The organism is Nocardioides immobilis, assembly GCF_003515065.1.
Taxonomy (GTDB): Bacteria; Actinomycetota; Actinomycetes; order Propionibacteriales; family Nocardioidaceae; genus Nocardioides; species Nocardioides immobilis.
The window spans coordinates 204,234-227,321 of the sequence record NZ_QXGH01000014.1 but is presented as its reverse complement, the minus strand read 5'-3'; the positions used below and the strand labels follow the sequence as shown (position 1 = coordinate 227,321).

Below are 23,088 nucleotides of genomic sequence, written 5' to 3'. Positions count from 1 at the left end.
CGGCTTCAGGGAAACGCAATGAAGACTTCCGAGCGCATCGACATGGGGAGGCGCCTTGTCCTGATCGACATCGAGAACGTCGTCGGGGGGCTCGTCTGCAGCGAGACGAGCGCGGATGCAGCACGTCGGGCGATCGACCGAGCGATCGGCACGGATTGCGACGACCACGTCGTGGTCGCGACGTGTCACAAGGGCTACCCGTACGTCGCGTGGTGCTGGCCGACCGCTCGTCGCCTGGTGCGGTCCGGCCGGGATGGGGCCGACCTCGAGCTCCTCGGCGTGCTCGACGAGGACGTCGCGTCACGCTTCGAGCACGTCGTCCTCGTCTCCGGAGACGGGATCTTCACCGACGCGGTCACGGAGCTGGGTCGACGTGGCGTCCAGGTCACCGTCGTCTCCCGGCGCCGCCCACTGAGCAACCGGCTACGGTTCGCGGCGGCGCGGGTCGTCCACCTCGAAGAGCCCCGCGCGGCCGCAACCAGTAGCGCGAGCTGATCGACGCAGCGCGTGACTTGTCAGTCGCAGCTGTCGCACACGCCGGTGGGCAGCAGCGCCATGTTGCAGCTCGGGCACACCTTCGCGGCCGGGGGGTTGGCCTTCGCCTTGCGGGCGGTGGACGCTGCGAGCTTGGGGGAGAGGGCGGCGCGACCGCCGTCTGCGGGGAGGTCCGCGGCGTCGGCCCAGCGGTAGCACTCCAGTCGCGACGCTGCCGCATGCTTCTCCCGCAGCATCGCGTCCTCGATCGGGTCGGCGCCGATGGCGGCCAGGACCACGTCGTACGGCGCGCCGACCATGCCGGTGTCCTTGCGGACGACCAGCGACGTCAGCGGCGGAACGCCCTCGCTGACGCATCGCTGCGCGACCAGCTCGAGGACTCCGCCGATCCAGTTCCTGACGGCGACGGTGGTGGCCACTCCGCTGCGCTCTTGGATCTCGTCGCCGAACTGGGTGTACTCGACGACGGCGCGATACTGCCCGGCGCGGTCGACCAGGATCTCGTAAGCGGTCTTGGCCCAAGTCTCGCGGTCGGTCATGTCAGCTCGTCGTCCTTCGCAGGTGCTCTGGGCGGGGCAGAAGGCCGCGCCTGAGACTTGAGGTAGGCAGCCGCCGGACGATGAGGTCCGGGGCACCACTGACCCAAGTGTGCGCCCATCAGGCCCAGACCGTGGCATCCGTCGGGCTTTGCGGAGGGTTTCGAGGCTCGGCCGCGGGCGGCCTCGCACCTCAACCACCGGCAGGGGGCAATCGCGCGTTGTCCACAGCCTGCCCGAGGTGGCTAGCGCCGCGGCTCGGCTCCGATCGAGAATCCGGCATGTCCACCACGCCACCAGAAATTCCTACTTCGAGTAGGATACGAGGCGTGGCGGGCGTCGAGAAGCACTCCATTTCTCTCCCGGCGGAGGCGTCGGAGGGGGTGCGTGCGCGCGTGGGGTCCCGCGGCTTCTCGTCGTACGTCGCCAACGCTGTCAGTCGCCAGCTCGAACGCGACGCGCTCGACGACATCATCCGGCGTACCGAGGAGAAGCACGGTCCGGCTGACGAGGCCGAGGTCGAGGCGATCCTGGCGCGGCTCGCCGAATGATCGCGGGGCCGCACAGCTTCGTGCTCGATTCGGAGGCACTGTCGGCACTCGCGTCGGACGATCCGACCATGCTGGTCTGGGCACTCGTCGCGCGGCGCACCGACTCCGCGCTCTATGCGTCCGCGGTCACGCTCGCGGAAGTGGCCGACGGAACGGCGCGGGACGCCAACGTGCGGCGGGCAGCGAAAGCTCTCCGCGTGCAGCCGGTCACCACCGAGATCGGGTACGCCGCCGGACGTCTGCGCTTCGGCGCGGCGCGATCGCGGCGCAAGCCGCGAGACCTCACGGTCGACGCCGTCGTCGCGGCAACGGCACTCGCGGTGCCGGGACCCGCCGTCGTGCTGACCTCGGACGGTGCGGACCTGCGGCTGCTGCTGGAGGGCACCGCAGTTCGCGTCGAGGCCATCTGAGCTCTACAGGTCGGTGGCCCGATCCCGGACCCAGCCGATCACGTCGCGGGTCACCTCGTCGCGGTTGGTCTCGTTGAAGATCTCGTGCCGCGCGTCGTCGTACAGCGTCACCGTGACGTCGGTGAGTCCTGCCTTCTCGTAGCGCTGGCCCAGCAACCACACCAGGTCACCGCCGCCGGCGAGCGGGTCGGCGCTGCCGGAGGTGATCAGGAGCGGGAGGTCGGAGCGGATCCCGGCGAGCTCCTCGGGGTCCGCGAGCCGCGCGGCCGGGCCGAAGAGCGACGGCACCGTGTCCTCCGGAAGGTCGAAGCCGCAGAGGGGGTCGGCGACGTACAGGTCGACCTCGGCCTCGTCGCGCGAGAGCCACTCGTAGCCGGTGCGGTGCTCGAACCCCGCATTGAACGCCTCCAGCCCGGCCGGCCCGTCGGCCTGAGCCATCGCCGCGGCCAGGGCATCGAGCGCGGTGGAGCCCGACAGGACGACGGCGGCGTACTGCTTGCTGTGCTCCAGCAGCACCGCCTGCGTGGCGAACGACCCCATCGAGTGGGCGATCAGGAACAGCGGCAGGTCCGGGCGCTCGGCCCGCAGGTGGGCGCCGTACGCCGCCAGGTCGGCGATCAGGCCGTCGAAGCCAACCGCGCCGAAGTCGCCGGGTACGTCGGCGATCGACCGGCCGTGGCCGCGGTGGTCGGTCGCCCGCACCAGGTAGCCGGCCGCGTTGAGCTCGGCCGCCAGCCGGTCGTAGCGGCCGGCGTGCTCGGCGAGGCCGTGGGCGATCTGTACCACCGCTCGCGGCTCCGTTGCGGCGTCCCAGGAGTACGTCGCCAGCGCGGTCCCGTCGACGGGCGAGGCGAACGTGGAGGTCGAGAAGGTCACGACCGGATCCTGGCACTCGTGGGCAGCCGAGTGCCAGCGACTCACTTGGGCAGCATCCGGTTGCCGGCCCGGATGGTGCTGCGCCGGACCCGCTCGGCCAACCGCCCGACGGACCCGGCGATGGCGCCCGGCGCCGCCGGAGGCTCGAAGTCGACGTCGGCACCGACGCGCAAGGTGCCGCCGGACTCGACGTCGGCGTACACGCCGAAGCAGCGGTCCCCGTGGCGGGACACGGTCTTCATGACCTGCGGATCGGCCGTCACCCCCGCCTGCTCGCGCAGGGGCATCGTGCACCGGATAGTGGGGATCGCGACGCTGATCGTGACGTCGTCGGATCGAAGCGTCCCGCCGAGCCACTCCTGCTCGGCCAGCCCCTCCAGGTCGCTGTCGATGACGATGTTGGGCCGGAACCGTCGTACGTCGAAGTCGCCGCCCAGCGCTGCCATCGTGCGCAGGCTCGAGGTGGTCACGATGTGGAGCGGGTAGGCGTCGGCGAAGATGCCGATCGGGGTCGCGAAGACCGCGAGCTCGGCGAGCTTGCGGACCGGGAACATCGTGAAGTCGGGGAGCGGTTCGTCGTCACGCAGCCCGAACTGCTGGCGGATGTCCTTCTTCGACGCGAGCACCCCGCGGTAGGCCGCCTTGTCGTCCAACGGCGGCAGCGGGACGAGCGCGACCTTCTTGCCGGTCAGCTCGCTGAGCCGGGCGTCCATCGCCTCGGCATCGGTGCTCGTGACCTCCGTGCCGTCGGGGAACGTGACGACGACGTGGGCGACATCGCCGGGGCCGACGCCCGCGGGCGGCTCGTCGACGAACCGCGCCGTGCAACCGAGGAGCACCGGGAGGCGACGCGCGGTCGTCACAGCACCGAGCTCGAGGTCGCGGACCGCCCACATCCGGTCAGCGTGCAGCGCGCGCTGGTCCACGGCCGACGAGCCGACCTGCTCGCCGCCCATCGACTTCACCGGATAGCGCCACAGCGCCGTCAGCGTGCCCACTCTCATCGGGGAGCCTCCACAGGTACGACGCTACTTCGTCGGGCTACTGCCGGGTGGGCATTTGCTCGGCCGATCGTCGGCAGCTGCACATTGCCGCCGCCGGCCAGGAGGGCGACAATCGCGCCATGGGCGGGGACCCCATCCCGACGTACTGCCCGTTGTGCGTGTCGCGCTGCGGTGCGCTCGCCACCGTCGAGGACGGCAGGCTGCTGGCGCTGCAGCCCAACCCGGACCACCCGACCGGGCGGGCGCTCTGCGTGAAGGGCAAGGCGGCGCCGGACATCGTCGAGCATCCCGGGCGGCTGCTCCACCCGCTGCGGCGGACCAACCCCAAGGACGCTGCGGATCCGGGGTGGGAGCGGATCAGCTGGGAAGAGGCGCTCGGCACGATCGCCCGCCGGCTCCTCGCTCTCAAGGCAGAGCACGGCCCGGAGGTGGTCGCGTTCAGCTCGAGCTCGCCCTCCACGTCGGCGATCAGCGACGCCATCGACTGGGTGCTGCGGCTGGTGCGGGCGTTCGGGACGCCGAACTTCTCCACCTACATGGAGCTGTGCGGGTGGGGGAGGTACCTCGCGCCGCTCTACACGTACGGCACGTCTGTGCCCGGCGTCTACCTGCCGGACCTCGACAACGCCGGCTGCATCCTGTTCTGGGGCTACAACCCGTCGGTCGCCCGACTCGCGCACGCGACGAGCACCGCGGCCGCGGTCGCGCGGGGCGCGAAGCTGATCGTGGTCGACCCGCGGAAGGTGGGACTCGCCGCCAAGGCCGACCACTGGCTGCGGGTCCGGCCGGGCACGGACGCCGCGCTGGCGCTGGCACTGACGCACGTCATGATCGAGAACGGCTGGTACGACGCCGACTTCGTGCGGGACTGGACCAACGCCGAGGACGTGGTCGAGGGGAGGACGGTCTGGTCCCTGCTCACGGCGCGCTGCGCGGAGTACCCGCCCGAGGTCGCCGAGGACATCACCGGGGTGTCGGCCGCGGACATCGTCGCCGCGGCGCGCACCCTCTGGGAGTCCCGTCCGGTGGCGTTCTACACCTGGAGCGGGCTCGAGCAGCACAGCGGTACGACGCAGATCACGCGCGCGATCAACGTTCTCTACGCACTGACCGGGAGCTTCGACGTACCCGGTGGCAACGTCCTCTTCGAATCGGTGCCCGCCAACCGGATCGACGGGATGGAGCTCGTGTCCCGCGACGGGCCAGCCACGGTAGGGCTCGCCGAGCGGCCGCTCGGACCGGCGCGGTTCGGGTTCGCCACCGGCGAGGACGTCTACACCGCCGCCCTCGACGGACGGATCAAGGCGCTCGTGGGCTTCGGCGGCAACCCGGTGATGGCGCACGGCGACAGCGCGCGCGGCCGCGACGCCCTCCGCAGCCTGGACTTCTTCGTCCAGGCCGACCTGTTCATGACGCCCACCGCCGAGCTCGCCGACATCGTGCTGCCAGTGACGACGCCGTTCGAGTCCGAGGCGCTGAAGATCGGCTTCGAGTACAGCCAGGAGGCCCAGTCGCTCGTCCAGCTCCGCCGGCCGCTCGTGCCACCGCGCGGCGAGACTCGCTCCGACCTGCGGATCGTCTTCGACCTCGCCACCCGGCTCGGCCTCGGCGAGCACTTCTGGGACGGCGACATCGACGCCGCGTTCCGCTACCAGCTGGCCCCGAGCGGGATCACCCTGGAGGAGCTGCGCGCGCACCCCGAGGGGGTGCGGGTGCCGCTGACCACGCGGCACCGCAAGTACGTCGACACCGGGTTCGCCACGCCGTCACGCAAGGTCGAGCTCTACTCGACGACGCTGGCCGCGCACGGGTACCCACCGCTGCCGACGTACGACGAGCCCCTCACCAGCCCGCGCTCCCGCCCCGACCTCGCCGAGCGCTTCCCGCTGGTGCTCAGCTGCGCGAAGTCGCTGTTCTTCTGCGAGACCCAGCACCGGCAGGTCGCGAGCCTTCGCAAGAGCCAGCGTGACCCGCAGGTTGAGCTGCACCCGGACACGGCGGCAGTGCGAGGGATCTCGGCGGGGGACTGGGTCTCGATCGACACCCCGAAGGGCAGCGTCCGGGCCCGCGCGAAGCTCAACGCCAACCTCGACCCGCAGGTCGTGTTCGGTCAGCACGGCTGGTGGGAGGCCTGCGCCGAGCTGGACCTGCCCGGCTATCCGCCGTACGGCCCCGGAAGCGCCAACCTCAACCTGGTGCTGAGCCAGACGCCGAGCGACCCGATCAGTGGCAGCTCGCCCCTGCGCGCGTCGGTGTGCGACGTCTCGCCGTTGGGGGGATGAGGCGTACTGTCGAAGGACGGGGCCATTCAGGCTTCCTCCCAGAGAGTTGCCATCATGAGCGACAAGTCGCCGCGGCAGAACATGTCCAAGAAGTCCGGGAAGTCCATCAAGGAGAAGCGCGCGGAGAAGCGGAGCAAGGGTTCCCACGCGGCCACCTTCGATGAACAGCTCCACCCGGTGAAGAAGAAGTGACGCTGCTCGGGCTCGGCGTCATCGGTTCCTCGGCGAAGGAGAACGAGCACCGGCTGCCGATCCATCCGGACCACTTCCCTGGTCTGGATGCCGACCTGCGGGCGCAGATCACGCTGGAGCACGGGTACGGCGCGAAGTTCGGCGTCGACGACAAGGTCCTCGGTGAGTACGTCGCCGGGTTCGCGTCGCGGGACGAGATCCTGGCGGACTCGGACGTCGTACTGCTGCCCAAGCCGCAGCTCTCGGACGTCGCTGCGCTGGGTCGCGGCCAGGTCCTGTGGGGCTGGCCGCACTGTGTGCAGGACGCCGAGCTCACGCAGGTCGCGATCGACCAGGGCCTGACCCTGATCGCGTTCGAGGCGATGAACCACTGGACCCGCGACGGCGCGGTCGGGCTGCACGTGTTCCACAAGAACAACGAGCTGGCGGGGTACTGCTCGGTGCTCCATGCCTTCGAGCTCGCGGGGATCACCGGGGACTACGGTCGCCGGCTGAGCGCGGTGGTGATCGGGTTCGGCGCGACCGCACGTGGTGCGGTGACCGCGCTCAACGCGCACGGGGTGCACGAGGTCGCGGTGCTGACGAACCGAGGCGTGGCGGCGGTGGGCTCGCCGATCCACTCGGTGCGGATCCGGCAGTTCGAGCACGATCCGGACGGCCTGCAGCCGAGCCACGTGATCACCGAGCGGGGCCGCGAGCCGCTGCCGGCGTACCTGGCCCAGGCCGACGTCATCGTCAACTGCACCCTGCAGGACCCCAACAACCCGCTCGTCTACCTCCAGACCGAGGACCTGGCGGCGTTCCGCCCCGGCAGCGTCATCGTCGACGTGTCGTGCGACCTCGGCATGGGGTTCAGCTTCGCGCGCCCGACGAGCTTCGAGGAGCCGGCGTTCGTGGTGGGGGACAACGTCCTCTACTACGCGGTCGACCACAGTCCGTCGTACCTGTGGAACTCGGCGACCTGGGAGAACAGCAACGCGCTGATCCCGTTCCTGCGGCGGGTGCTCGAGGGCGGCGCCGCGTGGGACGCCGACGAGACGCTGAGCCGCGCGATCGAGATCCGGGACGGACGGGTGGTCAACCCCGCGATCCTGGAGTTCCAGGGGCGGGAGTCGGAGCCGCCGTACCGCATGGCGTAGCGGGCTGTGGATGAAGGGCGCCGCGGGTCGGAGCCTCGGCTCACGATGGAGTCATGCCCAGACGACTCGGAGTGAGGCACCATGAGTGTTGTGACGACGCTGCCGCGACGACCGCTGACGGTCGACGACCTCGACGTGATGCCCGATGACGGGCACCGCTACGAGCTCATCGACGGGACGCTGATCGTGTCGCCGGGGCCAGAGCTGCGGCACCAGACCGTGCAGTCGGAGCTGCTGAGATTGCTCTTCGGCTCCTGTCCGGCGGACCTGTTCGTCTTGGCTGCGCCGACCGACACCGTTCTTGCCGACGACACGGTCGTCCAGCCGGACGCGCTCGTCGTACGGCGGTCCGACCTGGTCGGCCGCAAGCTGACCGCCACTCCACTGCTCGTGGTCGAGATCCTGTCGCCCAGCACCCGGCTGATCGACCTCAACCTGAAGAAGGCGCGCTATCAGCGGGCGGGCGTGCCGTCGTACTGGGTCGTCGACCCCGACCCGCTGCGCCTGACCGCCTGGGACTTGCGGGACGGTTCGTACGTCGAGGTCGCGGACGTCGGTCGAGGCGACGAGTGGACCGCGGCGCTGCCTTTCGCCGTCACCGTGCGACCGGGCTCGTTCGCCGACTGACCCGCCGGCTACGTCGCATCCGCGCGAGCCGGCCGGACCATCGGCCGCAACGCGGCCGTCCCGCCCGGCAGCTCCACCTCGGCTGCCACGGTGAAGCCGAGCCGCTCGTAGAACGGCAGGTTGCGCGCGTTGGTCGAGGTCAGAGCGCAGGGGAGGCCGTCGGTGTCGACGACCCGGAGCCCGATCTTGGCGACGGCCGCACCGAGGCCGAACCCTTGGCCGGCGCGGCGGACGCCGACGTACTGGAGGGTCCAGTGCGGCTCCTTCAGTGCGTGGCCCCGCGCTTCCAAGATGACTCCCAGAGCCTTCGCCGCGCGCTGCTCGCCGGCGTGGGTGGTGAGGATGTCGACCGCCTTCTCCACGTCGTCGGGTCCGACGAGCGCGAGGTCCGGTGGCACCCAAGCGATCGCCGCCTCGTCCGCGACGAACGTGTGACCCCGTTCGAAGCACAGCGCCGCGATCATCGAGAGCCAGGCGGTGCCGAACTCCCGCCAGGTCTGGTCGAGGGGAGCGATCCAGCGGAAGAAGGGGTCGCTCTCGAACGCCTCGACCCAGGTGTCGACGACCAGGGGGAGGTCGGCTCGGAGCGCGTGGCGCAGCACGTCGCCAGTGTGGCGCGACCGGGCGTCCGCCGCAGGCGCTCGGCGAGATCTATCGAGCAGCGCGGTCGCGGACCGCTGCCCGCTCGCGGCTGAGGTCCCGCCGGGCCCGGCGGTACTCCACCTCGAGGATCAGCGCCACCCGGGCAGGCCGCAGCGCGAGGGCCGCGGAGCGGTCCGCTCGGCGGGTGCGCTGGAGGGTGGTCACGCAACGAGAGTAGGGAGGACGGCGGCCGGGGGCTACCTACTTAAGGATGATTCGGGGTCAGACCAGGGGAGCCCCTGAGGCCGGAGCCGGTTGTCCACAGGTCGGCGGACGGCTGTGGCGAACGGCCCGTGATGTGTCCAGAGTGGAGGGCATGCCGAAATCACGTGGGCGGCGCGTCCGCCGTACCTCCGGGACCGATGTCCACCGCGAGCCGACCGGGGGTGCGCCCGACCTGCGGCTCATGCTCCGCGTCGACGACGCCGAGCGGCATGCCGACGCCGAGGCCGCGTTGCGCCTGATCCTGGCGTCGCCGGGAGGCGGGCGAGCCGAGTTCTGGCGACCGTGGCGGATCTCGCGGCTGACCCAGCTGATGACGCTCGGGCCGATGCTGCCGGCCTGGGTCACCTCGCGGTGGATCCTCGAGCAGGCGCGTCAGGACCTGTCGCCCGCGACGCGGTCGATCACCGCCGGTGCCGTGGACGCGGCCGTCGCGCTCCGCGGCGGACCGGCGGCGCTGGCGGGGAAGGACCCGACCGACGCGCGGGCGAAGGTCGTCGACGGTGACTGGAGCTATCGGCAGACGTACCTCTTCGACCTGGGCGGGCTGGAGACCTTCCTGCGCGACCGTGCATCCGCAGAGCTGATCGCGAGCGCCGACCGCATCGACGAGTGGGCTCGCGCGAAGATGGGCGGCTTCCAGCTCGTCGGCCACGGCCCGACGGTCACCACCTGGGCCGACCTCGCGAGCGGCGAGGTCGTCGAGGTGCCCGCGCTGGGCAGTGGCGTGCTGATGCTTCCGGGCGAGCACGCGATCGGACGGCTGGTGCCCATCGAGGGAGGACGGATGTTCGAGACCGCGCCGCTGGCGGTGCCCGAGTACGTCGCCCGCCAGGTGGCCGACGACCCGTTCGGCTGGCGCGACACGCTCGAGGAGGACCGCGAGGCGGGCGGGCAGGTCAAGACCGGCGGTCACCGCTTCGGGTTCATCGCCGACGTGCCCGACGTGGTCCTGCTGCTGACCGTCCTCCCCGACCTGGACTGGAAGGCCGACCCGAGCGACGCCGAGATCGTCGCGGCCCTGATGAGTACGGCGAAGGACGCGCTCGCCGAGCACGCCGGGCTCAGGCGAGGACCAGCCGACGAGGTGCCGCTCTGGCCGTGCCTCGCCGCTGCGGTCGTCGATCCGCTGATCGTGTCCGCGGTGGTGAACGCACCCGGCGCCGCGGACGCCGCCGTACTCGAGCGGCTGGGTGGTCTCCTCGCCGAACCGGCCGGTGCTGTCTGCCGTTCGATGGCCGTCGGAGCCCGCGCTGCAGCGTGACCCGCGCGGAGGGCGCGCGGCGCGGTGTACGGCGATTCCGTGAACGGGGCGCCGCCGAGCGGGCACAATGCCGCGTGTGATCAGGTTCGTGCCCGGAGTCCTCATCTTCATCTTCTGGCTCTACTGCGTCATCGACGTGATCACCTCTCGCGAGGACGGCATCCGCAACCTCGGCAAGAACATCTGGCTGCTGATCGTGTTCTTCTTCCCGCTGATCGGCTCCATCGCCTGGATCGCCGCCGGACGGCCGGTCGCCGAGCGGCCGCTGACCCGCGAGCAGGGCGCGGCGCCGAGCTTCCCGGAGTACGAACGGCGCGGCCGGTTCTCCGCTGCTGACCCGGAGAAGGACGAGGAGTTCCTCCGCCAGGTGCGGGAGCGCGCGGAGGAGCAGCGGCGGCGCCACGAGGAGAAGAAGCGCGCCGAGCGAGAGCCGCAGGAGTCGCAGCAGCCACAGAGCGACGAGGACTCGGACCCCGATCCGGTGACCTGAGCACGATGGCGCTGCTGCGGCGGAACCCGCGGCGCGTCCGGGGCGTCGTACCCGTATGGCTGCCGGACGTCTGCTGGCGCTCGCTGTCGGCGCGATCGCCCTCGTCGCTTGCGGCGACGAGCAGCGTGCTGCGGAGCCGGGCTCCGGCGTGACCGGGGTCGTCCACCTCGGTCCGCAGTGCCCGGTCGAGAGTCGGGATGACGCCTGCGAGGACCAACCGGCGGCGGGGGTGACGGTGATCGTGTCCGAACAGCTCCCGGGCGAGGCCTATGCGGCCGGGACGGAGGTCGCGCGGACCACCACGGCCGCCGACGGGTCCTTCACGGTGGAGCTCGAGCCAGGGGAGTACGTCGTGACCGCCGAGGCGGGCATGTCGTGTGAGCTCATGGATGTGCGGGTCTCCGCAGGGTCGTACGCCGACATGGACATCCCGTGCGACACCGGTATCCGTTGAGGCGCCCACAGCGCTGCGGATTTCCACAGGCCCGGCGACTGGGCCTGGCGGGCGCGAGACGGAGCGACAAGAGTGACGGCCGACGCAGGCGTTCGGTAATACCGGTGGTGCTACCGTGGCCAGGGTGGGTGTGGTGAAGAGATCCGTGTCGCTCGACGAGCAGGTCGCCGAGCAGATCGACATCGCGGCGCGGGAGGACGGTGTCTCGTTCTCGGGCTGGCTCTCAGCCGCCGCGGAGCACCAGTTGATCCTGCGCTCGGGGCGGCGGGCGATGGCCGAGTGGGACAGGGAGGATCCACTCACCGACGTGGAGCGGGCGGCCGCGCGCACTGCGCTCGACCGAGCTCTTGCCGAGAAGTCCCGCGGCCGTGGCTGAATACGGGATCACGTACGACGCGGGCGCACTGGTTGCCGCCGACCGAGCAGACCGCCGGATGCGCGCGATCCACGAGGACGCGCTCCGCCGCGGAATCCTGCCGACCGTGCCGGCAGGAGTTCTGGCTCAGGCCTGGCGCGGAGGTCCGCAGGCGGGACTGTCGCGGGTGCTCAAGGGCTGTCGAGTCGAGCCGCTCACCGAGGAACAGGCTCGCGCGGTCGGCCGGCTGGCCGGAACGGCCGGTCACGACGACACGATCGATGTCGCGGTGGTGGAAGGTGCGGTCCGCCGATCAGATGCGGTGGTCACGTCCGATCCGGACGATCTCGAGCGGGTAGCCGCTGCCGTCGGTGGGGCCTTGCGACTCGTCGTGGTCTGACGTCGGATGCCCCTACCTCCAGCAGCCGGCACCGCGGTGCAGACTTGGGCCCATGCCCGACGACTTCGTCATCGCGCGCAACCCGGACGGCGACTCGACGCTGCCCTACATCGTGCGCGTCCCGCTGGGTGACGGCATCCTGCTCAAGTCGCGGGACACGTGGCCGCGCACGGCCAAGGTCTACTGCCACCGCGTCGAGGAGTGGCCCACTGACGCCGAGATCGTCGAACGGGTCGCCGTGCGTTCGTGTGTACGCCGGGGGGCGGCGATCGATCTCGTCCTCGACCGTGGCAGGGAGAATCGCTCGCAATTCGTGATCACCGTCGCGCGCGGTCGGCAGATGATCTTCTGGCAGACCGCCCGGACGGCGAAGCAGGCGCGGCCGCGGAGCAAGCCTCCGACGGCGCGGGCGCAGGGCATCGACCGGCTCGAGATCCTCGTCGACAGCCACGAGCGCTACGCGTGGTCGTTCTCGAACCAGCAGGCCGATACCCGCCGCCACGCCCTCCCCGCGGGCGACTACGGGGTGATGGTCGACGACCGGATCGTGGCGGTGGTCGAGCGGAAGGCCCTCGGAGATCTGGTCACGTCGTTGACGACCGGCAAGCTGAAGTACCAGCTCACGGATCTCGCCGCTGTGCCCCGGGCAGCCGTCGTCGTCGAGGAGCGCTACAGCCGGGCGTTCCAACACGAGGTCGTCCGGGCGTCGGTGGTGGCCGACGCGCTCGCCGAGGCTCAGGTCGCGTTCCCGACGGTGCCGATCATGTTCTGTGAGACCCGCAAGCTGGCCCAGGAATGGACCTATCGCTTTCTCGCCGCTGCGCTCGCCGCCGCCGAGCTCGACGAGTACGGCGCCGCGACCGTCGCCGGTCTGACCGAGGCGAGCCCGTTGCCGCCGCGCGCGCCGACACCCGCCGAGATCCGAGTCTGGGCGGCCACCCGGGGCATCGAGGTCTCGCCCAAGGGGAGGGTGCCCGCCGCCGTACGGTCCGCGTTCATCGAGGCGACCCGGCCATCAGGCGGCTGATCGCGGGGATCGCCTGCAGGTCGGAGGGCAGCCAGTCGACGGTGGCGAGGTCGTCGACGGTCAGCCTTCGTAGCGCGTCGTGGTCGGCGCTCACGTGCAGTTCGCCCGCGGTGACGGTGGCGAGGTAGAGGCGCAGCACGTACTGCTCCGAGATCGGCCACCCGCCGTCCGTCCCGTCGACCTCGGCGCCCACGTCGATCGCGACGCCGAGCTCCTCGGCGACCTCCCGCGCGAGCGCGGCCTCGGGAGTCTCGCCGGGCTCGACCTTGCCACCGGGGAACTCCCACTTGCCCGCCAAGGCAGCGGGCTTCGTACGGCGGGCCGCGACGACGTACGACGGACGCTCGAGCTGGTCGACGATCACGGCGCCGACGACGACCTGGGGCACCTGACGACCGTAGCGAACGCTGTTACGCTGATTCGGCTCCAGCACGAACAGCTCCAGCATCGAATCTCGGGGATCGGGCCTCCGGGGGAATCACAGGGGGACCGGCCGTCATGGCCTCCATCCACGCTCGCGCGCGCCTGCGCGCTGCCGCCTGCATGCTCGCGGCGGCCTTCACGTTCCTGCCGACCGCGCCCGCCGCCCATGCCCTGCCGAGCCCGAGGCCGATCCAGACGGCCGGCCTCGGCGGCGAGGCGGTCTACGACCTGGTCGCGCTCGACAGCGGCCGGGTCATCCTCGGCGGCAGCTTCACCTCGGTCGGTACCTACTCCCGGGCCAACCTCGGCGCGGTCATGGCCAACGGCAAGGCCGACCCCGACTTCGCGCCCACCGTCAACGGCCCGGTCCATGCGGTCGCGGTCTCGGAGGACGGCAGCCGGCTGTTCATCGGCGGCACCTTCACCGAGGTCAACGGTGTGCCGCGCCAGAACCTCGCCGCCCTCGACCCCTACACCGGCGACCTCGTCGACGGATGGCGGGCCGACACCACCGGCACCACGCCGATGGTGTCGTCGCTCGCCGTGAGCGGCGACCGCCTCTACGTCGGTGGCCGGTTCGACGGCATCGACGGCTCCGCCAAGCAGAAGCTGGCCGCGGTCGACGTCGGCACCGGCAACCTCGACGTCTGGGACACCTGGGTCAACGGCGCCGTCAACGAGGTGCGCGTCCGGCCCGACGGCAGGCACGTGTGGATCGGCGGCGAGTTCACCCGGATCCGTGGCTCCGACCGGCCCTACTTCGGCGCGATCAATGCGGTCACGGGCAAGACCACCCCGTTCGCCGGGCTCGGCAACGGCAGCCGCGTGATCACGCTGGCGCTCAGCCCCAACGGGCGTTGGGTCTACACCGCCAACAACGCCAACCGGGTCAACGCCTACAAGACCGACAGCTTCGCCCCGCGCTGGTCGCGCCACACCGACGGCAACGTGCAGGCGATCGCCGGGTCCGGCACCGAGGTCTATCTCGGCGGGCACTACACGCAGTTCGACGACGAGGGCACCCCGCGGATGTTCTTCGCCGCGGTCAACGCCTACTCCGGTGCCATGACGGCATGGGACCCGCTCGCGACGGGCACCAACAAGGGCGTCTGGTCACTCGTGCTCGACGGGCAGTACCTGTACGCCGGCGGCGGGTTCACCCACTTCGCCGGGGTGAAGCAACGCCTGTTCGCGAAGTTCGACCTCGTTCCCTGACCGGTCGCGGGCCGGGCCCGAGCTGGCTCGGCGGACGATCAGCTGGGGCGCCGGCTAGGGCCCTTGAAGAACTGGGCCGACGCCAGCAACATCGCCTGGTCGTGGGTCAGCTCGAGGCCGGTGACTTCCTCGGCCCTCGCCAGGCCGGCAGCGAACTCGTCGGTCGCGCCGTCGAAGAGCACCTCGTCGTCGCGCACGCAGCCGACCCGCAGCTCCGCCTGCGGGTTGCCGCGCACCACCGCGGCCGCATGGCCGTGGCTCGCCATCTCGCGCAGCGCGGCAACGGTGGGGTCGCCGTACCCGGTGTGCTCCACGCCCAGCACCCCGCCGTCGATCTCCACGAGCGCCCATGCGGCATAGCCCGCGTCGTGCTTGTCGTCCCACGGATGACTAACTGGTTCGTGGAGGTCGACCTCGAGCGCGCGGGCCACGCAGTCACGCGTCGCTCCTGCGACCACCAGCAGCGTCAGGGACTCGGGGTCGCCGAACGCGTCGACGAGCTCGTCGTAGTAGTTCGCGGACGTGGCCACAAGAGCGAGCGTAGAACTGCTCGGCGGTCCTGTCAGCGCTTCGCGCTGTGTTATCAAGTCGGGTGGGTGAGGGTGATCTATTGGTCACTCTCACCCACCCGACTCCGCGTCAGCCGGTGCTTGAGCCAGAGGATCGGGAAGAAGCACAGCGGCAGGCCGAGCCCGAGCAGCACCACCGGCAGCGTCAGCGACCGGCTGTAGAGCTCGTCCCCGCGCAGGGTGGCCGTGACCGTCTCGCCGACCTCGTGATCGCCGGAGCCCTGGATCGGTCCGGTCCGCTCGACCCCGTCCTCGGTCCACCGGGCCAGGCAGTGCTGTGACGAGGTCTTGTAGTTGATGTCGAAGTCGCAGCTGATCACCTCGGCCTCGACCTGCTCGCCGGTCTGGCGCTGCCAGAGCAGCCAGCCACCGGCGCCGACGAGGACGAACGGCAGGACCAGGACCACGGTCACCAGCACGTTGATGACCAGCCGCATGGTCAGCGACTCCTTGGCCGGCGGGTCCGTCATGACCCCATGGTGGCGTGAATCGGCCCCGAGGGGCGCAGGTCAGCCGCAGTTGTCGCAGATTCCGGTCGCGGGGATCGCCATGAAGCAGGTCGGGCAGACGTTCACGACCGGGTCCGGCTTGCCGCGGGTCGAGACGGGCTTCGCCGCAGGCACGCGGGTGCGCCTCGGCTTGGGGGGTGCGACCGGCGCCGCGACCGGGGCGGGCGGCGGGGGCGGCGGCTCCCAGCCCGGGGGCTCCGGCTCGGTGATCCCGAGGCCGGCGAGGACCTCGCGGGCGGCGTCGGTGGGCCGGTGCTTGGGGGTGGTCACGATGTCGTGCGGGGACGCGCCGCCCTCGAGGAAGGTCTGGGCGTCGGGGCGCATCGCCGGCGGGAGGCGCCGGTGCCGCCACCGGGGCACCGCCGCGCCGCGCTGCGTGATCGTGACCAGGTCGGGCCGGGACCACGCGACGAGCGTCCAGTCGTTCTCACGACTGACGGCCCACACTCCGAGCGTCGCGTCACCCGCCTCACCCGCGGCGTGCAGCGCGATCCGCTCCGGGTTGAGGAAGCGGCCCTCGACGAGCAGGGCGCCGGGCAGGGGCCGGTTGACGACGTACCCCTCCTCGCGCAGCGCGTAGACAGCGTCGGCGAGCGGGTCTGCGGTCGGGTCCGGGGGAGTGTTGTCCATTGCTCTTCGGACGTTATCCCGGACCTCCCCGTCCTGCGCAACCGGTCCCGGCAACCGAGGGATCAGGCGCCGGCCTCGCCCGGCGCGACCAGCCCCGACTCATAGGCCAGGACGACCGCCTGGACCCGGTCCCGCAGGCCGAGCTTCTCGAAGATGTGGGCGATGTGCGTGCGCACCGTCGCCTGGCTGAGGAACAGGGCCGACGCCAGCTCCGCGTTGCTCATGCCCGTGGCGAGCAGCCGCAGCACCTCGGTCTCCCGCGAGGTGAGCGAGTGCAGGGATGCCGGGAGCGCGGCGCCGGGGGCGGGCCGGCGTACGAAGTCGTCGACCAGGCGGCGGACCAGCGTCGGCGACAGCGTCGCGTCGCCGGCAGCAACCCGGCGAACGGCCTCGAGCAGCTGGACGCGCGGGGTGTCCTTGAGCAGGAAGCCGCTCGCCCCCGCCTTCATCGCCTCGTAGAGGTACTCGTCGAGGTCGAACGTCGTCAGCATCAGCACCCGCACGCCGGCCGGCCCCTTCTCCAGCAGCTGCCGGGTCGCCGCGATCCCGTCCATGCCCGGCATCCGGATGTCCATGAGTACGACGTTCGCGTGTCCCTCCCGTACCGCCGTCAGCACCTCGGAGCCGTCGTCGACCGCGCCGACCACCTCGATGTCGGGCTCCGACTCGAGGATCGCCGCGCGCCCGTCGCGGACCAGTGCCTGGTCGTCGACCACGAGGACCCGGATCACGTCGTCACCAGGTCCACCCGGACCGTGAACCCGCTCGGCGTGCTCACGACGTCGACGGTCCCGCCGTGCAGCTGTGCGCGCTCCCTCATCCCGGTCAGACCGTGGCCGGCGCCGTTGGTCCCGCCGCGGTCACCGCGGCCGTCGTCGGCGACCTCTATCCGTAGGGTTCCGTCGCCATGGGTGATCCGGATCGTCGCCCGGGTCGCCGACGCATGCTTGAGGATGTTCGTCAGCGCCTCCTGGACCACCCGGTAGGCCGTCAGGTCCGGGCCCGGCGCGAGATCACCGTGTCCGTCGACGACCAGGTCGACGTCGAGGCCCGACGCCCGCGCCGAGTCCACGAGCGCGGGCAGTTCCGTCAGGCCGGGCAGGGGTGCGAGGTCCGCCGTACCAGGGCTGTCACGGAGGACGCCGAGCATCCTGCGCAGCTCGTCGAGCGCCTGCCGCCCGGTCGTCTGGATCGCGACGAACGCGTCCGCCGCGCGGTCGGGCGCCCGCTGTTGCAGCGCCTGGCCGGCCTCGGCCTGCACCACGATGGTGGAGACCGCGTGCGCCACCACGTCGTGCAGCTCGCGGGCGATCCGGGTGCGCTCGGCTGCCGCGGCCAGCTCCTCGCGCTCCCGTGCGGCCGCCTCGAGCTCGAGAGCCTGGGCAGCCACGGTCGCGACCAGTCGGCGCTGGCGGTGGAAGGCGAGTCCTGCCAGCCAGATCGCGCCGAGGATGAGAGTCAGGAAGGCGACATCGGGCCCGTCGGGGCCGATGTCGGCGAGCGACATCGCGACGACCGCGACACCCAGCCCGACGGCTGCCGGCAGCAGCGCGGAGTACGCGGCCACCGCGAAGACCGCCACCATCGGGATGGCCAGGCTCGAGCCCGCGTCCCAGATCTCGCCGAACGCCAGCCGTTGGACGAACAGCACCGTCATGACCCCGGCGAGAGCCCAGAGCGGCCGGCTCCGTCGTACCAGCAGGGGAAGGGCGAAGATGACGGCGAGCGGGATCTCCGCGCGGTCGTCGTACTGCTCGGTCAGGAGCGCCTCGGTCAACGCGGCGGCCGTCAGCACGCCGGTGAGGACGAGGTCGACCACGCTCGGGCGACCGGACTCCATCTCCGCAACGTACCGACGTCGCCCGGTCCCTGTATCAGCTTCGCGGCTGATCCTGGCCCGGCGCGATTCATCCGGCGCGATGACCCGGGTGGGGCATCGCGCCCGATCCGCGGGCGGTGGTGCCGCTCCTACCGTCGACGGACACCCGAACCCAGGAGGTCACCATGTCCGTCATCGCCAGGCCCGCAGCTGCGGGCCCCACCACGACTCCCGCGCTGTTGGCGTTCGCGCCACTGGTCGCCTGTGTGGCCGGCGTCGTCGCCGGCACCGCCCTTGCCGACGACGTCCACGTCGAGGACATCGTCGACGCCATCGGCCTGGCCGGATTCCCGCTCGTGGGTGGGCTGTTGCTCCTCCGTGGCAAGGTTCCCGTGCTGGCCAGGATCTTCTGCCTGGTCGGCGTGCTGCTCGGTGCCGGGTTCCTTGCCGGGGCGTACGCCGACAGCGACCTGCCGGGCGCACCGGTCGGTGAGCTGCTCGCCGCGGTGACCTTCGTGGCGACGATCCAGACCCTGCTCACCGTGCTGCCGCTCCTGTTCCCGACGGGCCACCTGCCGTCGCGGCGGTGGCGCGTCGTCGCGTGGGCCGTCGGGTTCCTCTACCCGCTCACCGCGGCGCCGGTCCTGCTGATGTCCGGCCCGGTCGACGACGATGACGCGACCTCGCCGGACAACCCGATCGGCCTGGGTGGTGCCGGGGACCTGCTGGAGGCCCTGGAGCTCGCGACGCTGCTGATGTTCGCGGTCCTGGTGCTGACCTGCCTGGCGTCGCTGCTGCTCCGGCTGCGAGGTGCGCAGCCCGGGACCCGGCGCCAGATCGGGATCCTCGGTGCCGGAGTAGGCGTCCTGGCCGGGCTGTTCCTCCTCGACAGCACGCTGCAGGGGATCTTCGGTGACGTCTACGGGATCCTGGCAGCGGTCGTCGCCACGACGGCGGTTCCGATCGCCGCGGCGATCGCGCTGCTCCCGGACCGGGACTAGTCCGCTGCCAGCGAGGCAGGGTCGTCGGGCACGTCGACCGAGTTCGCGCGCAGCGCCTCGATCGGGATCACCTGGAGGGCGCGCTTGTTCGTGGAGGCGAGTACGACGGGCGCGGGCACGCCGTCGCCGTACGCCTGCAGCCAGCGCAGGGCGACCACGCACCACCGGTCGCCCGGCTTCAGGCCGGGGAAGCTCCACTCCGGGCGGGGTGTCGACAGGTCGTTGCCGACCGCCTTCTGGTGGGCCAGGAACTCCTCGGTCATGACGGCGCAGACCGCGTGGACGCCCTGGTCCTCCGGCCCGCACGCGCAGCTGCCGTCGCGGTAGAAGCCGGTCATCGGGTCGGTGCCGCACTGCTCGAGCTCGCCGCCGAGGACGTTGCGTTCGGTCACGACTCCGAGCCTGCCACGATCGCGGCGCCGGGTCGAAGGGTTCGGACCCGTTAGTCATTCGGAGTCATCTTCGTCCGTTCCGCCCCACGGCCGGCGATCGGAAATTACGTTCAGCGACATGACCGACCGCCCGAGCCCTGGCATCTGGGGCTGGGTCGCGCACCACAAGGCGTTGTCGGTCGTGGGGGTGGTGCTCGTGATCCTGGTGGTCGGCAACCTCGGCGATACGTCGTCCTCCGATCCGAGCCGCGGCACCTCGGGCCCACCGGGCGCGACCTCCGAGGGCGACGACGAGGGCGGGGATCCCGATCGCAAGCGGAGGCGCGACCGCCAGCCGGTCGCAGAGGAGCCGCCCGAGCCGACGTACCTCGTCTCCTCTGTCGTCGACGGCGACACCATCGACCTCGCCAACGGCGAGACCGTGCGCCTGGTCGGCATCGACACCCCCGAGGTCGGGGAGTGCGGCTACGACAAGGCACGGAACCGTTTGGTCGCCCTGGTCGAGGGCGAGCGGGTCACGCTGGTGCAGTCCGACGAGGACCGCGACCGGTACGGCCGGCTGCTGCGGTACGTCGACGCCGGGCCGGTCGACGCCGGCCTACGGCTGCTCCAGGACGGGCTGGCGATCGCCCGGTACGACTCGCGGGACGGCTACGGCTTCCACCCGCGCGAGCCCGAGTACATCCGCGAGGACCGCGGGGCGCCCAACATCACGTGCCACGAGCCGCGCCACTTCACGCCGCAGCAGCCGCCGCAGCAGCCGCCGCCGCAGCAGCCGCCCTCGGGCTGCGCGTCCGGCTACTCGCCGTGCGTCCCGGTCTACCCGCCCGATGTCGACTGTGCGGACGTCGAGGGGCCGATCTCCGTGACGGGCAGCGATCCGCACGGGCTCGACGCCGACGACGACGGGGTGGCCTGCGAGTAGCGGTCCTCAGCCGACCATCGTCGAGCCGCCCTCGACGACGTCGCGGCCGAGGGTACGGCGGACCAGCGTGCGGTAGCGCCAGATCTGCAGCGCGCCGATGCCCCAGAGGACGTACTGCACGCTCATCGCCGCGCGGAACGCGCCGGGCGTGAAGTCGGTCGACGACCCCGGCGTCATCAGGTCGAGCACCGCGCCGACCCCGAACACGACGATCACCGCGGCGATGAAGCCGCCGACGTTGATGATGCCGGTGGCGCTGGCCATCCGGTCCGGGGGATTCGAGGTCCGGCCGACGTCGAAGCCGATCATCGACGCAGGTCCACCGCAGCCGCAGGCCACGACCAGCACGACGAGCAGCCACAGCGGCGCCTGACCCGGCCACGCCAGCACCGCCGTCCAGGCGACCACCATCCCGGCGATCGTCGCGAGCGCGACGGTGGACCGGTGCCACGGATGGTTGCCGACGACCAAGCCGAGCACCGGGCCGGACGCGACGACCGCGACGATGATCAGGCTCAGAAGCACGCCGGCCACGGTCTCCGACACGCCCTCGCTCAGCACGAGGAACGGGAAGCCCCACAGCAGCACGAGCAGGTGCGCGCTGAACGGCGTCGTGAAGTGCACCCAGAAGCCCAGCCGGGTCCCGGGCTGGTCCCACGACGCGCGCAGCGTGCGCAGCAGCGCGAGCCGGGACATCGGTTGCCCGCGCTGGTGCCGCTGCTCCGGGGTGTCCCACACGAGGAGCAGCAGAGCGGCCAGCAGGACCGGTCCGGTGGCGGCCGCGACCAGGTAGGCGGTGGTCCAGCCGAGCTCGGACAGCGCCCAGGTCATCGGGACCGCGGCGGCGATGGACCCGATCTGGCCAGTGCTGCCGGTGAGCTGGGTGACCAGCGGGATCCGCCGCGGCCCGAACCAGCTGCTCACCAGCCGCAGCACGCAGATGAACGTCATCGCGTCGCCGAGCCCGACGAAGACCCGCGCCACCAGCGCCTCCGGGTACGACGTCGCCAGCGCGAAGCCGGCCTGGGCGAGCGTGATCGTGACGACGCCGGCCGTCAGCACCGTGCGCGGTCCGAACCGGTCGACGAGGAGGCCGACCGGCACCTGCATCCCGGCGTACACGAGCACCTGGAGCATCGTGAAGGCGCCGAGCTGGCTCGCCGACAGGTCGAACCGCTCGGTGGCCGCGAGCCCCGCCACCGCGAGGCTGGTGCGGTGGAAGACCGCGACCACGTAGATCGCCAGCGCGACGCCCCACACCAGCCAGGCGCGTCGAGGGGTGCTGTCCACGCCCGAAACGTACTCGGCCGGCCGGGTCAGCCCGCAGCCACCTCCAGTGACTCCGGTCCGCGGACCGACGTGGTCTTCCGCATCGTCGGCTCGCCCGCCAGGCGCAGCGTCGGAACACGCTCGGCCAGCCCGCGCAGCGCGACCGTGGCCTCGAGCCGGGCGAGCGGCGCACCGATGCAGTAGTGCACGCCACCGGAGAAGGCGAGGTGCGCGGGAGTGGCAGCGTCGGCGTAGCGGTCGATCCGGAACTCCTGGGGTGCGTCGAAGACCGCTGGGTCGCGATTGGCGCCGCCGATCAGCGCCACCACCCAGGTGCCCTTCGCGATCGGGTGGTCGCCGAGGGTGGTGTCCTCGAACGCCACCCGGATGGTGCGCTGGACCGGCGGGTCGTAGCGCAGCGCCTCCTCGACCGCGAGGCCGGCGAGCCCCGGATCGGCGACCAGCGCCTCCCAGGCGCCGGGCGTGCGCTGCAGGGCGAGTACGGCGTTGCTGATCAGGTTCACCGTCGTCTCGAACCCGGCGACCAGCAGCACCTGGCACATCGACAACAGCTCACGCGGCGTCATCCGGCCGTCGGCCTCGGCCGCGACGAGCGAGCTCACCAGGTCGTCGCGCGGGTCGTGACGCCGGAGCTCGAAGAGCCGGTCGAGGATCCGCTCCAGCCGGAGCGATGCCGTGGCGAGCCGCTGCGCGTGGGGGAGGTTGCTGATGCCGTCGAGCGCCGAGGCCATCGTCTGGCCGTACCGCTCGAACGCCGGCACGTCCGCATCCGGCAGCCCCAGCAGGTCGGAGATGACGCCGATGGGCAGTGGAGCGGCGAACGCGTGCACGAGGTCGAAGGACCGGCGGCCCTCGACCTCGTCCAGCAGCGAACCGACCCGCTTCTCGATCGCCAGCTCGTACGACGCGAGGTGCTTCGGGCTGAAGCCGTGGGCGGCGAGCCGCCGGAGCCGGGTGTGCTCGGGTGGGTTGAGGCCGAGCAGGGACCGGTCGATGGTGTCGCCGTCCTGGTAGATCGCGCCGTGCACGACGTTGGTCCCGGGGTCGCGGACGCCGAAGTCGCGGCGCCGGAGCAGCTCGTGACAGAGGTCGTGCTCGGCGGTGGCCGCGTAGCCCGGCATGCCCGGCACCACCCGCCCGAGTGCGCGCACCTGCTCGTGGATCGGGTAGGGGTCGCGCCGGCCCTCATCGGTGTCGAAGGCCGCGATCGGCGAGCCGGACCGCTGGGCCCGCCACTGCCACAGCTTGGTGCGATAGATCCCCGCCACGAACCGGGCGGCTTCCTTAGGGCTCTGCGGACCCTGCCTCATGAAGTCACGGTAGGACGGGGTTCGGATCGCCGCATCCGA

General features: G+C 71.5%; 30 protein-coding genes. 16 read left to right on the top strand and 14 right to left on the bottom strand.

The features are described from left to right. Nucleotides 1-18: 18 nt before the first annotated feature. Nucleotides 19-495, top strand: coding sequence for an NYN domain-containing protein (locus D0Z08_RS11260; protein ID WP_118925324.1), 477 nt, complete (start codon nucleotides 19-21; stop codon nucleotides 493-495). Between the two features lie 20 nt (nucleotides 496-515). On the opposite strand, the gene D0Z08_RS11255 is transcribed toward D0Z08_RS11260, so the two are convergent. Then, entirely contained in the window at nucleotides 516-1,034 is a 519-nt protein-coding gene (locus tag D0Z08_RS11255) for a hypothetical protein (RefSeq protein WP_118925323.1), read from the bottom strand. Between the two features lie 326 nt (nucleotides 1,035-1,360). Between D0Z08_RS11255 and D0Z08_RS11250 the strand changes: the two genes are divergently transcribed. Both D0Z08_RS11250 and D0Z08_RS11245 read left to right on the top strand, forming a co-directional pair. After that, the gene (locus D0Z08_RS11250; protein WP_220454144.1) at nucleotides 1,361-1,582 is read left to right on the top strand and encodes a hypothetical protein; all 222 of its coding nucleotides are present in this window, start codon (nucleotides 1,361-1,363) and stop codon (nucleotides 1,580-1,582) included. Then, the gene (locus D0Z08_RS11245) at nucleotides 1,579-1,992 is read left to right on the top strand and encodes a type II toxin-antitoxin system VapC family toxin (RefSeq protein ID WP_342772343.1); all 414 of its coding nucleotides are present in this window, start codon (nucleotides 1,579-1,581) and stop codon (nucleotides 1,990-1,992) included. The genes D0Z08_RS11250 and D0Z08_RS11245 overlap by 4 nt, the downstream gene beginning before the upstream one ends. A gap of 3 nt (nucleotides 1,993-1,995) precedes the next feature. On the opposite strand, the gene D0Z08_RS11240 is transcribed toward D0Z08_RS11245, so the two are convergent. Both D0Z08_RS11240 and D0Z08_RS11235 read right to left on the bottom strand, forming a co-directional pair. Continuing rightward, a complete protein-coding gene (locus D0Z08_RS11240; protein ID WP_118925322.1) occupies nucleotides 1,996-2,868 on the bottom strand; it encodes an alpha/beta fold hydrolase in 873 nt (290 codons plus the stop codon). 41 nt (nucleotides 2,869-2,909) lie between these two features. Further along, nucleotides 2,910-3,872 (bottom strand): MOSC domain-containing protein, encoded by a 963-nt coding sequence (locus D0Z08_RS11235; RefSeq protein ID WP_118925321.1) that lies wholly within the window; start codon nucleotides 3,870-3,872, stop codon nucleotides 2,910-2,912. A gap of 119 nt (nucleotides 3,873-3,991) precedes the next feature. Between D0Z08_RS11235 and D0Z08_RS11230 the strand changes: the two genes are divergently transcribed. The 4 genes from D0Z08_RS11230 to D0Z08_RS11220 all read left to right on the top strand — a co-directional run bounded on the left by D0Z08_RS11230 (nucleotide 3,992) and on the right by D0Z08_RS11220 (nucleotide 8,112). Then, complete coding sequence (locus D0Z08_RS11230) at nucleotides 3,992-6,154, top strand: molybdopterin-containing oxidoreductase family protein (protein WP_118925320.1); 2,163 nt, start codon at nucleotides 3,992-3,994, stop codon at nucleotides 6,152-6,154. 54 nt (nucleotides 6,155-6,208) lie between these two features. Next, nucleotides 6,209-6,346: a hypothetical protein gene (locus D0Z08_RS32085; protein WP_182481272.1), complete on the top strand. Its 138-nt coding sequence runs from the start codon at nucleotides 6,209-6,211 to the stop codon at nucleotides 6,344-6,346. Further along, nucleotides 6,343-7,485, top strand: a complete 1,143-nt coding sequence (locus tag D0Z08_RS11225; protein ID WP_118925319.1) for a N(5)-(carboxyethyl)ornithine synthase — start codon at nucleotides 6,343-6,345, stop codon at nucleotides 7,483-7,485. Before D0Z08_RS32085 ends, D0Z08_RS11225 begins: the two co-directional genes overlap by 4 nt. Before the next feature lie 81 nt (nucleotides 7,486-7,566). Then, nucleotides 7,567-8,112, top strand: coding sequence for a Uma2 family endonuclease (locus D0Z08_RS11220; RefSeq protein ID WP_118925318.1), 546 nt, complete (start codon nucleotides 7,567-7,569; stop codon nucleotides 8,110-8,112). A gap of 8 nt (nucleotides 8,113-8,120) precedes the next feature. Here the strand turns inward: D0Z08_RS11220 and D0Z08_RS11215 are convergent, their stop codons facing one another. Together D0Z08_RS11215 and D0Z08_RS32080 are read right to left on the bottom strand one after the other, a co-directional pair. Next, nucleotides 8,121-8,714, bottom strand: coding sequence for a GNAT family N-acetyltransferase (locus D0Z08_RS11215; protein WP_118925317.1), 594 nt, complete (start codon nucleotides 8,712-8,714; stop codon nucleotides 8,121-8,123). Nucleotides 8,715-8,763: 49 nt separating this feature from the next. Next, entirely contained in the window at nucleotides 8,764-8,919 is a 156-nt protein-coding gene (locus D0Z08_RS32080) for a hypothetical protein (protein WP_182481271.1), read from the bottom strand. Nucleotides 8,920-9,070: 151 nt separating this feature from the next. On the opposite strand from D0Z08_RS32080, the gene D0Z08_RS11210 reads away from it, so the two are divergent. From D0Z08_RS11210 to D0Z08_RS11185, 6 genes are all read left to right on the top strand, one after another. After that, nucleotides 9,071-10,240 carry a hypothetical protein gene (locus tag D0Z08_RS11210; RefSeq protein ID WP_147381404.1) on the top strand — a complete coding sequence of 390 codons (1,170 nt, stop codon included), beginning with the start codon at nucleotides 9,071-9,073 and terminating at the stop codon, nucleotides 10,238-10,240. Nucleotides 10,241-10,316: 76 nt separating this feature from the next. Further along, nucleotides 10,317-10,730: a PLD nuclease N-terminal domain-containing protein gene (locus tag D0Z08_RS11205; RefSeq protein WP_220454142.1), complete on the top strand. Its 414-nt coding sequence runs from the start codon at nucleotides 10,317-10,319 to the stop codon at nucleotides 10,728-10,730. A gap of 55 nt (nucleotides 10,731-10,785) precedes the next feature. Continuing rightward, complete coding sequence (locus D0Z08_RS11200) at nucleotides 10,786-11,184, top strand: carboxypeptidase-like regulatory domain-containing protein (RefSeq protein WP_118925314.1); 399 nt, start codon at nucleotides 10,786-10,788, stop codon at nucleotides 11,182-11,184. A 133-nt stretch (nucleotides 11,185-11,317) separates the two neighbouring features. Continuing rightward, the gene (locus D0Z08_RS11195; protein ID WP_147381403.1) at nucleotides 11,318-11,560 is read left to right on the top strand and encodes a hypothetical protein; all 243 of its coding nucleotides are present in this window, start codon (nucleotides 11,318-11,320) and stop codon (nucleotides 11,558-11,560) included. After that, nucleotides 11,553-11,939, top strand: a complete 387-nt coding sequence (locus tag D0Z08_RS11190) for a PIN domain-containing protein (protein WP_118925312.1) — start codon at nucleotides 11,553-11,555, stop codon at nucleotides 11,937-11,939. The genes D0Z08_RS11195 and D0Z08_RS11190 overlap by 8 nt, the downstream gene beginning before the upstream one ends. A 52-nt stretch (nucleotides 11,940-11,991) precedes the next feature. Then, nucleotides 11,992-12,966 carry an ERCC4 domain-containing protein gene (locus D0Z08_RS11185; protein ID WP_118925311.1) on the top strand — a complete coding sequence of 325 codons (975 nt, stop codon included), beginning with the start codon at nucleotides 11,992-11,994 and terminating at the stop codon, nucleotides 12,964-12,966. On the opposite strand, the gene D0Z08_RS11180 is transcribed toward D0Z08_RS11185, so the two are convergent. Beyond that, a complete protein-coding gene (locus D0Z08_RS11180) occupies nucleotides 12,935-13,354 on the bottom strand; it encodes a (deoxy)nucleoside triphosphate pyrophosphohydrolase (RefSeq protein ID WP_281271724.1) in 420 nt (139 codons plus the stop codon). The genes D0Z08_RS11185 and D0Z08_RS11180 overlap by 32 nt on opposite strands. 110 nt (nucleotides 13,355-13,464) lie before the next feature. Here D0Z08_RS11180 and D0Z08_RS11175 point away from each other — a divergent pair, with 110 nt between their 5' ends. Further along, nucleotides 13,465-14,604, top strand: coding sequence for a WD40 repeat domain-containing protein (locus tag D0Z08_RS11175; protein ID WP_118925309.1), 1,140 nt, complete (start codon nucleotides 13,465-13,467; stop codon nucleotides 14,602-14,604). 38 nt (nucleotides 14,605-14,642) lie between these two features. On the opposite strand, the gene D0Z08_RS11170 is transcribed toward D0Z08_RS11175, so the two are convergent. From D0Z08_RS11170 to D0Z08_RS11150, 5 genes are all read right to left on the bottom strand, one after another. Next, nucleotides 14,643-15,134 carry a hypothetical protein gene (locus tag D0Z08_RS11170; protein WP_118925308.1) on the bottom strand — a complete coding sequence of 164 codons (492 nt, stop codon included), beginning with the start codon at nucleotides 15,132-15,134 and terminating at the stop codon, nucleotides 14,643-14,645. A gap of 77 nt (nucleotides 15,135-15,211) precedes the next feature. Continuing rightward, nucleotides 15,212-15,643 (bottom strand): hypothetical protein, encoded by a 432-nt coding sequence (locus D0Z08_RS11165; protein WP_118925307.1) that lies wholly within the window; start codon nucleotides 15,641-15,643, stop codon nucleotides 15,212-15,214. 39 nt (nucleotides 15,644-15,682) lie between these two features. Continuing rightward, nucleotides 15,683-16,312 (bottom strand): hypothetical protein, encoded by a 630-nt coding sequence (locus tag D0Z08_RS11160; protein ID WP_118925306.1) that lies wholly within the window; start codon nucleotides 16,310-16,312, stop codon nucleotides 15,683-15,685. Between the two features lie 62 nt (nucleotides 16,313-16,374). Continuing rightward, complete coding sequence (locus tag D0Z08_RS11155) at nucleotides 16,375-17,043, bottom strand: response regulator (RefSeq protein WP_118925305.1); 669 nt, start codon at nucleotides 17,041-17,043, stop codon at nucleotides 16,375-16,377. After that, nucleotides 17,040-18,152 carry a sensor histidine kinase gene (locus D0Z08_RS11150; RefSeq protein ID WP_118925304.1) on the bottom strand — a complete coding sequence of 371 codons (1,113 nt, stop codon included), beginning with the start codon at nucleotides 18,150-18,152 and terminating at the stop codon, nucleotides 17,040-17,042. Before D0Z08_RS11150 ends, D0Z08_RS11155 begins: the two co-directional genes overlap by 4 nt. A 164-nt stretch (nucleotides 18,153-18,316) precedes the next feature. On the opposite strand from D0Z08_RS11150, the gene D0Z08_RS11145 reads away from it, so the two are divergent. Further along, complete coding sequence (locus tag D0Z08_RS11145; protein WP_147381402.1) at nucleotides 18,317-19,132, top strand: hypothetical protein; 816 nt, start codon at nucleotides 18,317-18,319, stop codon at nucleotides 19,130-19,132. On the opposite strand, the gene D0Z08_RS11140 is transcribed toward D0Z08_RS11145, so the two are convergent. Continuing rightward, on the bottom strand, nucleotides 19,129-19,524 hold the full coding sequence (locus D0Z08_RS11140) for a DUF2237 family protein (RefSeq protein WP_118925302.1): 396 nt from the start codon (nucleotides 19,522-19,524) through the stop codon (nucleotides 19,129-19,131). The genes D0Z08_RS11145 and D0Z08_RS11140 overlap by 4 nt on opposite strands. A 118-nt stretch (nucleotides 19,525-19,642) precedes the next feature. Between D0Z08_RS11140 and D0Z08_RS11135 the strand changes: the two genes are divergently transcribed. Continuing rightward, nucleotides 19,643-20,449 carry a thermonuclease family protein gene (locus D0Z08_RS11135; RefSeq protein ID WP_118925301.1) on the top strand — a complete coding sequence of 269 codons (807 nt, stop codon included), beginning with the start codon at nucleotides 19,643-19,645 and terminating at the stop codon, nucleotides 20,447-20,449. A 6-nt stretch (nucleotides 20,450-20,455) separates the two neighbouring features. On the opposite strand, the gene D0Z08_RS11130 is transcribed toward D0Z08_RS11135, so the two are convergent. Both D0Z08_RS11130 and D0Z08_RS11125 read right to left on the bottom strand, forming a co-directional pair. Next, nucleotides 20,456-21,739 carry an MFS transporter gene (locus tag D0Z08_RS11130; protein WP_245993874.1) on the bottom strand — a complete coding sequence of 428 codons (1,284 nt, stop codon included), beginning with the start codon at nucleotides 21,737-21,739 and terminating at the stop codon, nucleotides 20,456-20,458. 26 nt (nucleotides 21,740-21,765) lie between these two features. Beyond that, nucleotides 21,766-23,049 carry a cytochrome P450 gene (locus D0Z08_RS11125; RefSeq protein WP_118925300.1) on the bottom strand — a complete coding sequence of 428 codons (1,284 nt, stop codon included), beginning with the start codon at nucleotides 23,047-23,049 and terminating at the stop codon, nucleotides 21,766-21,768. Nucleotides 23,050-23,088 lie beyond the last annotated feature (39 nt).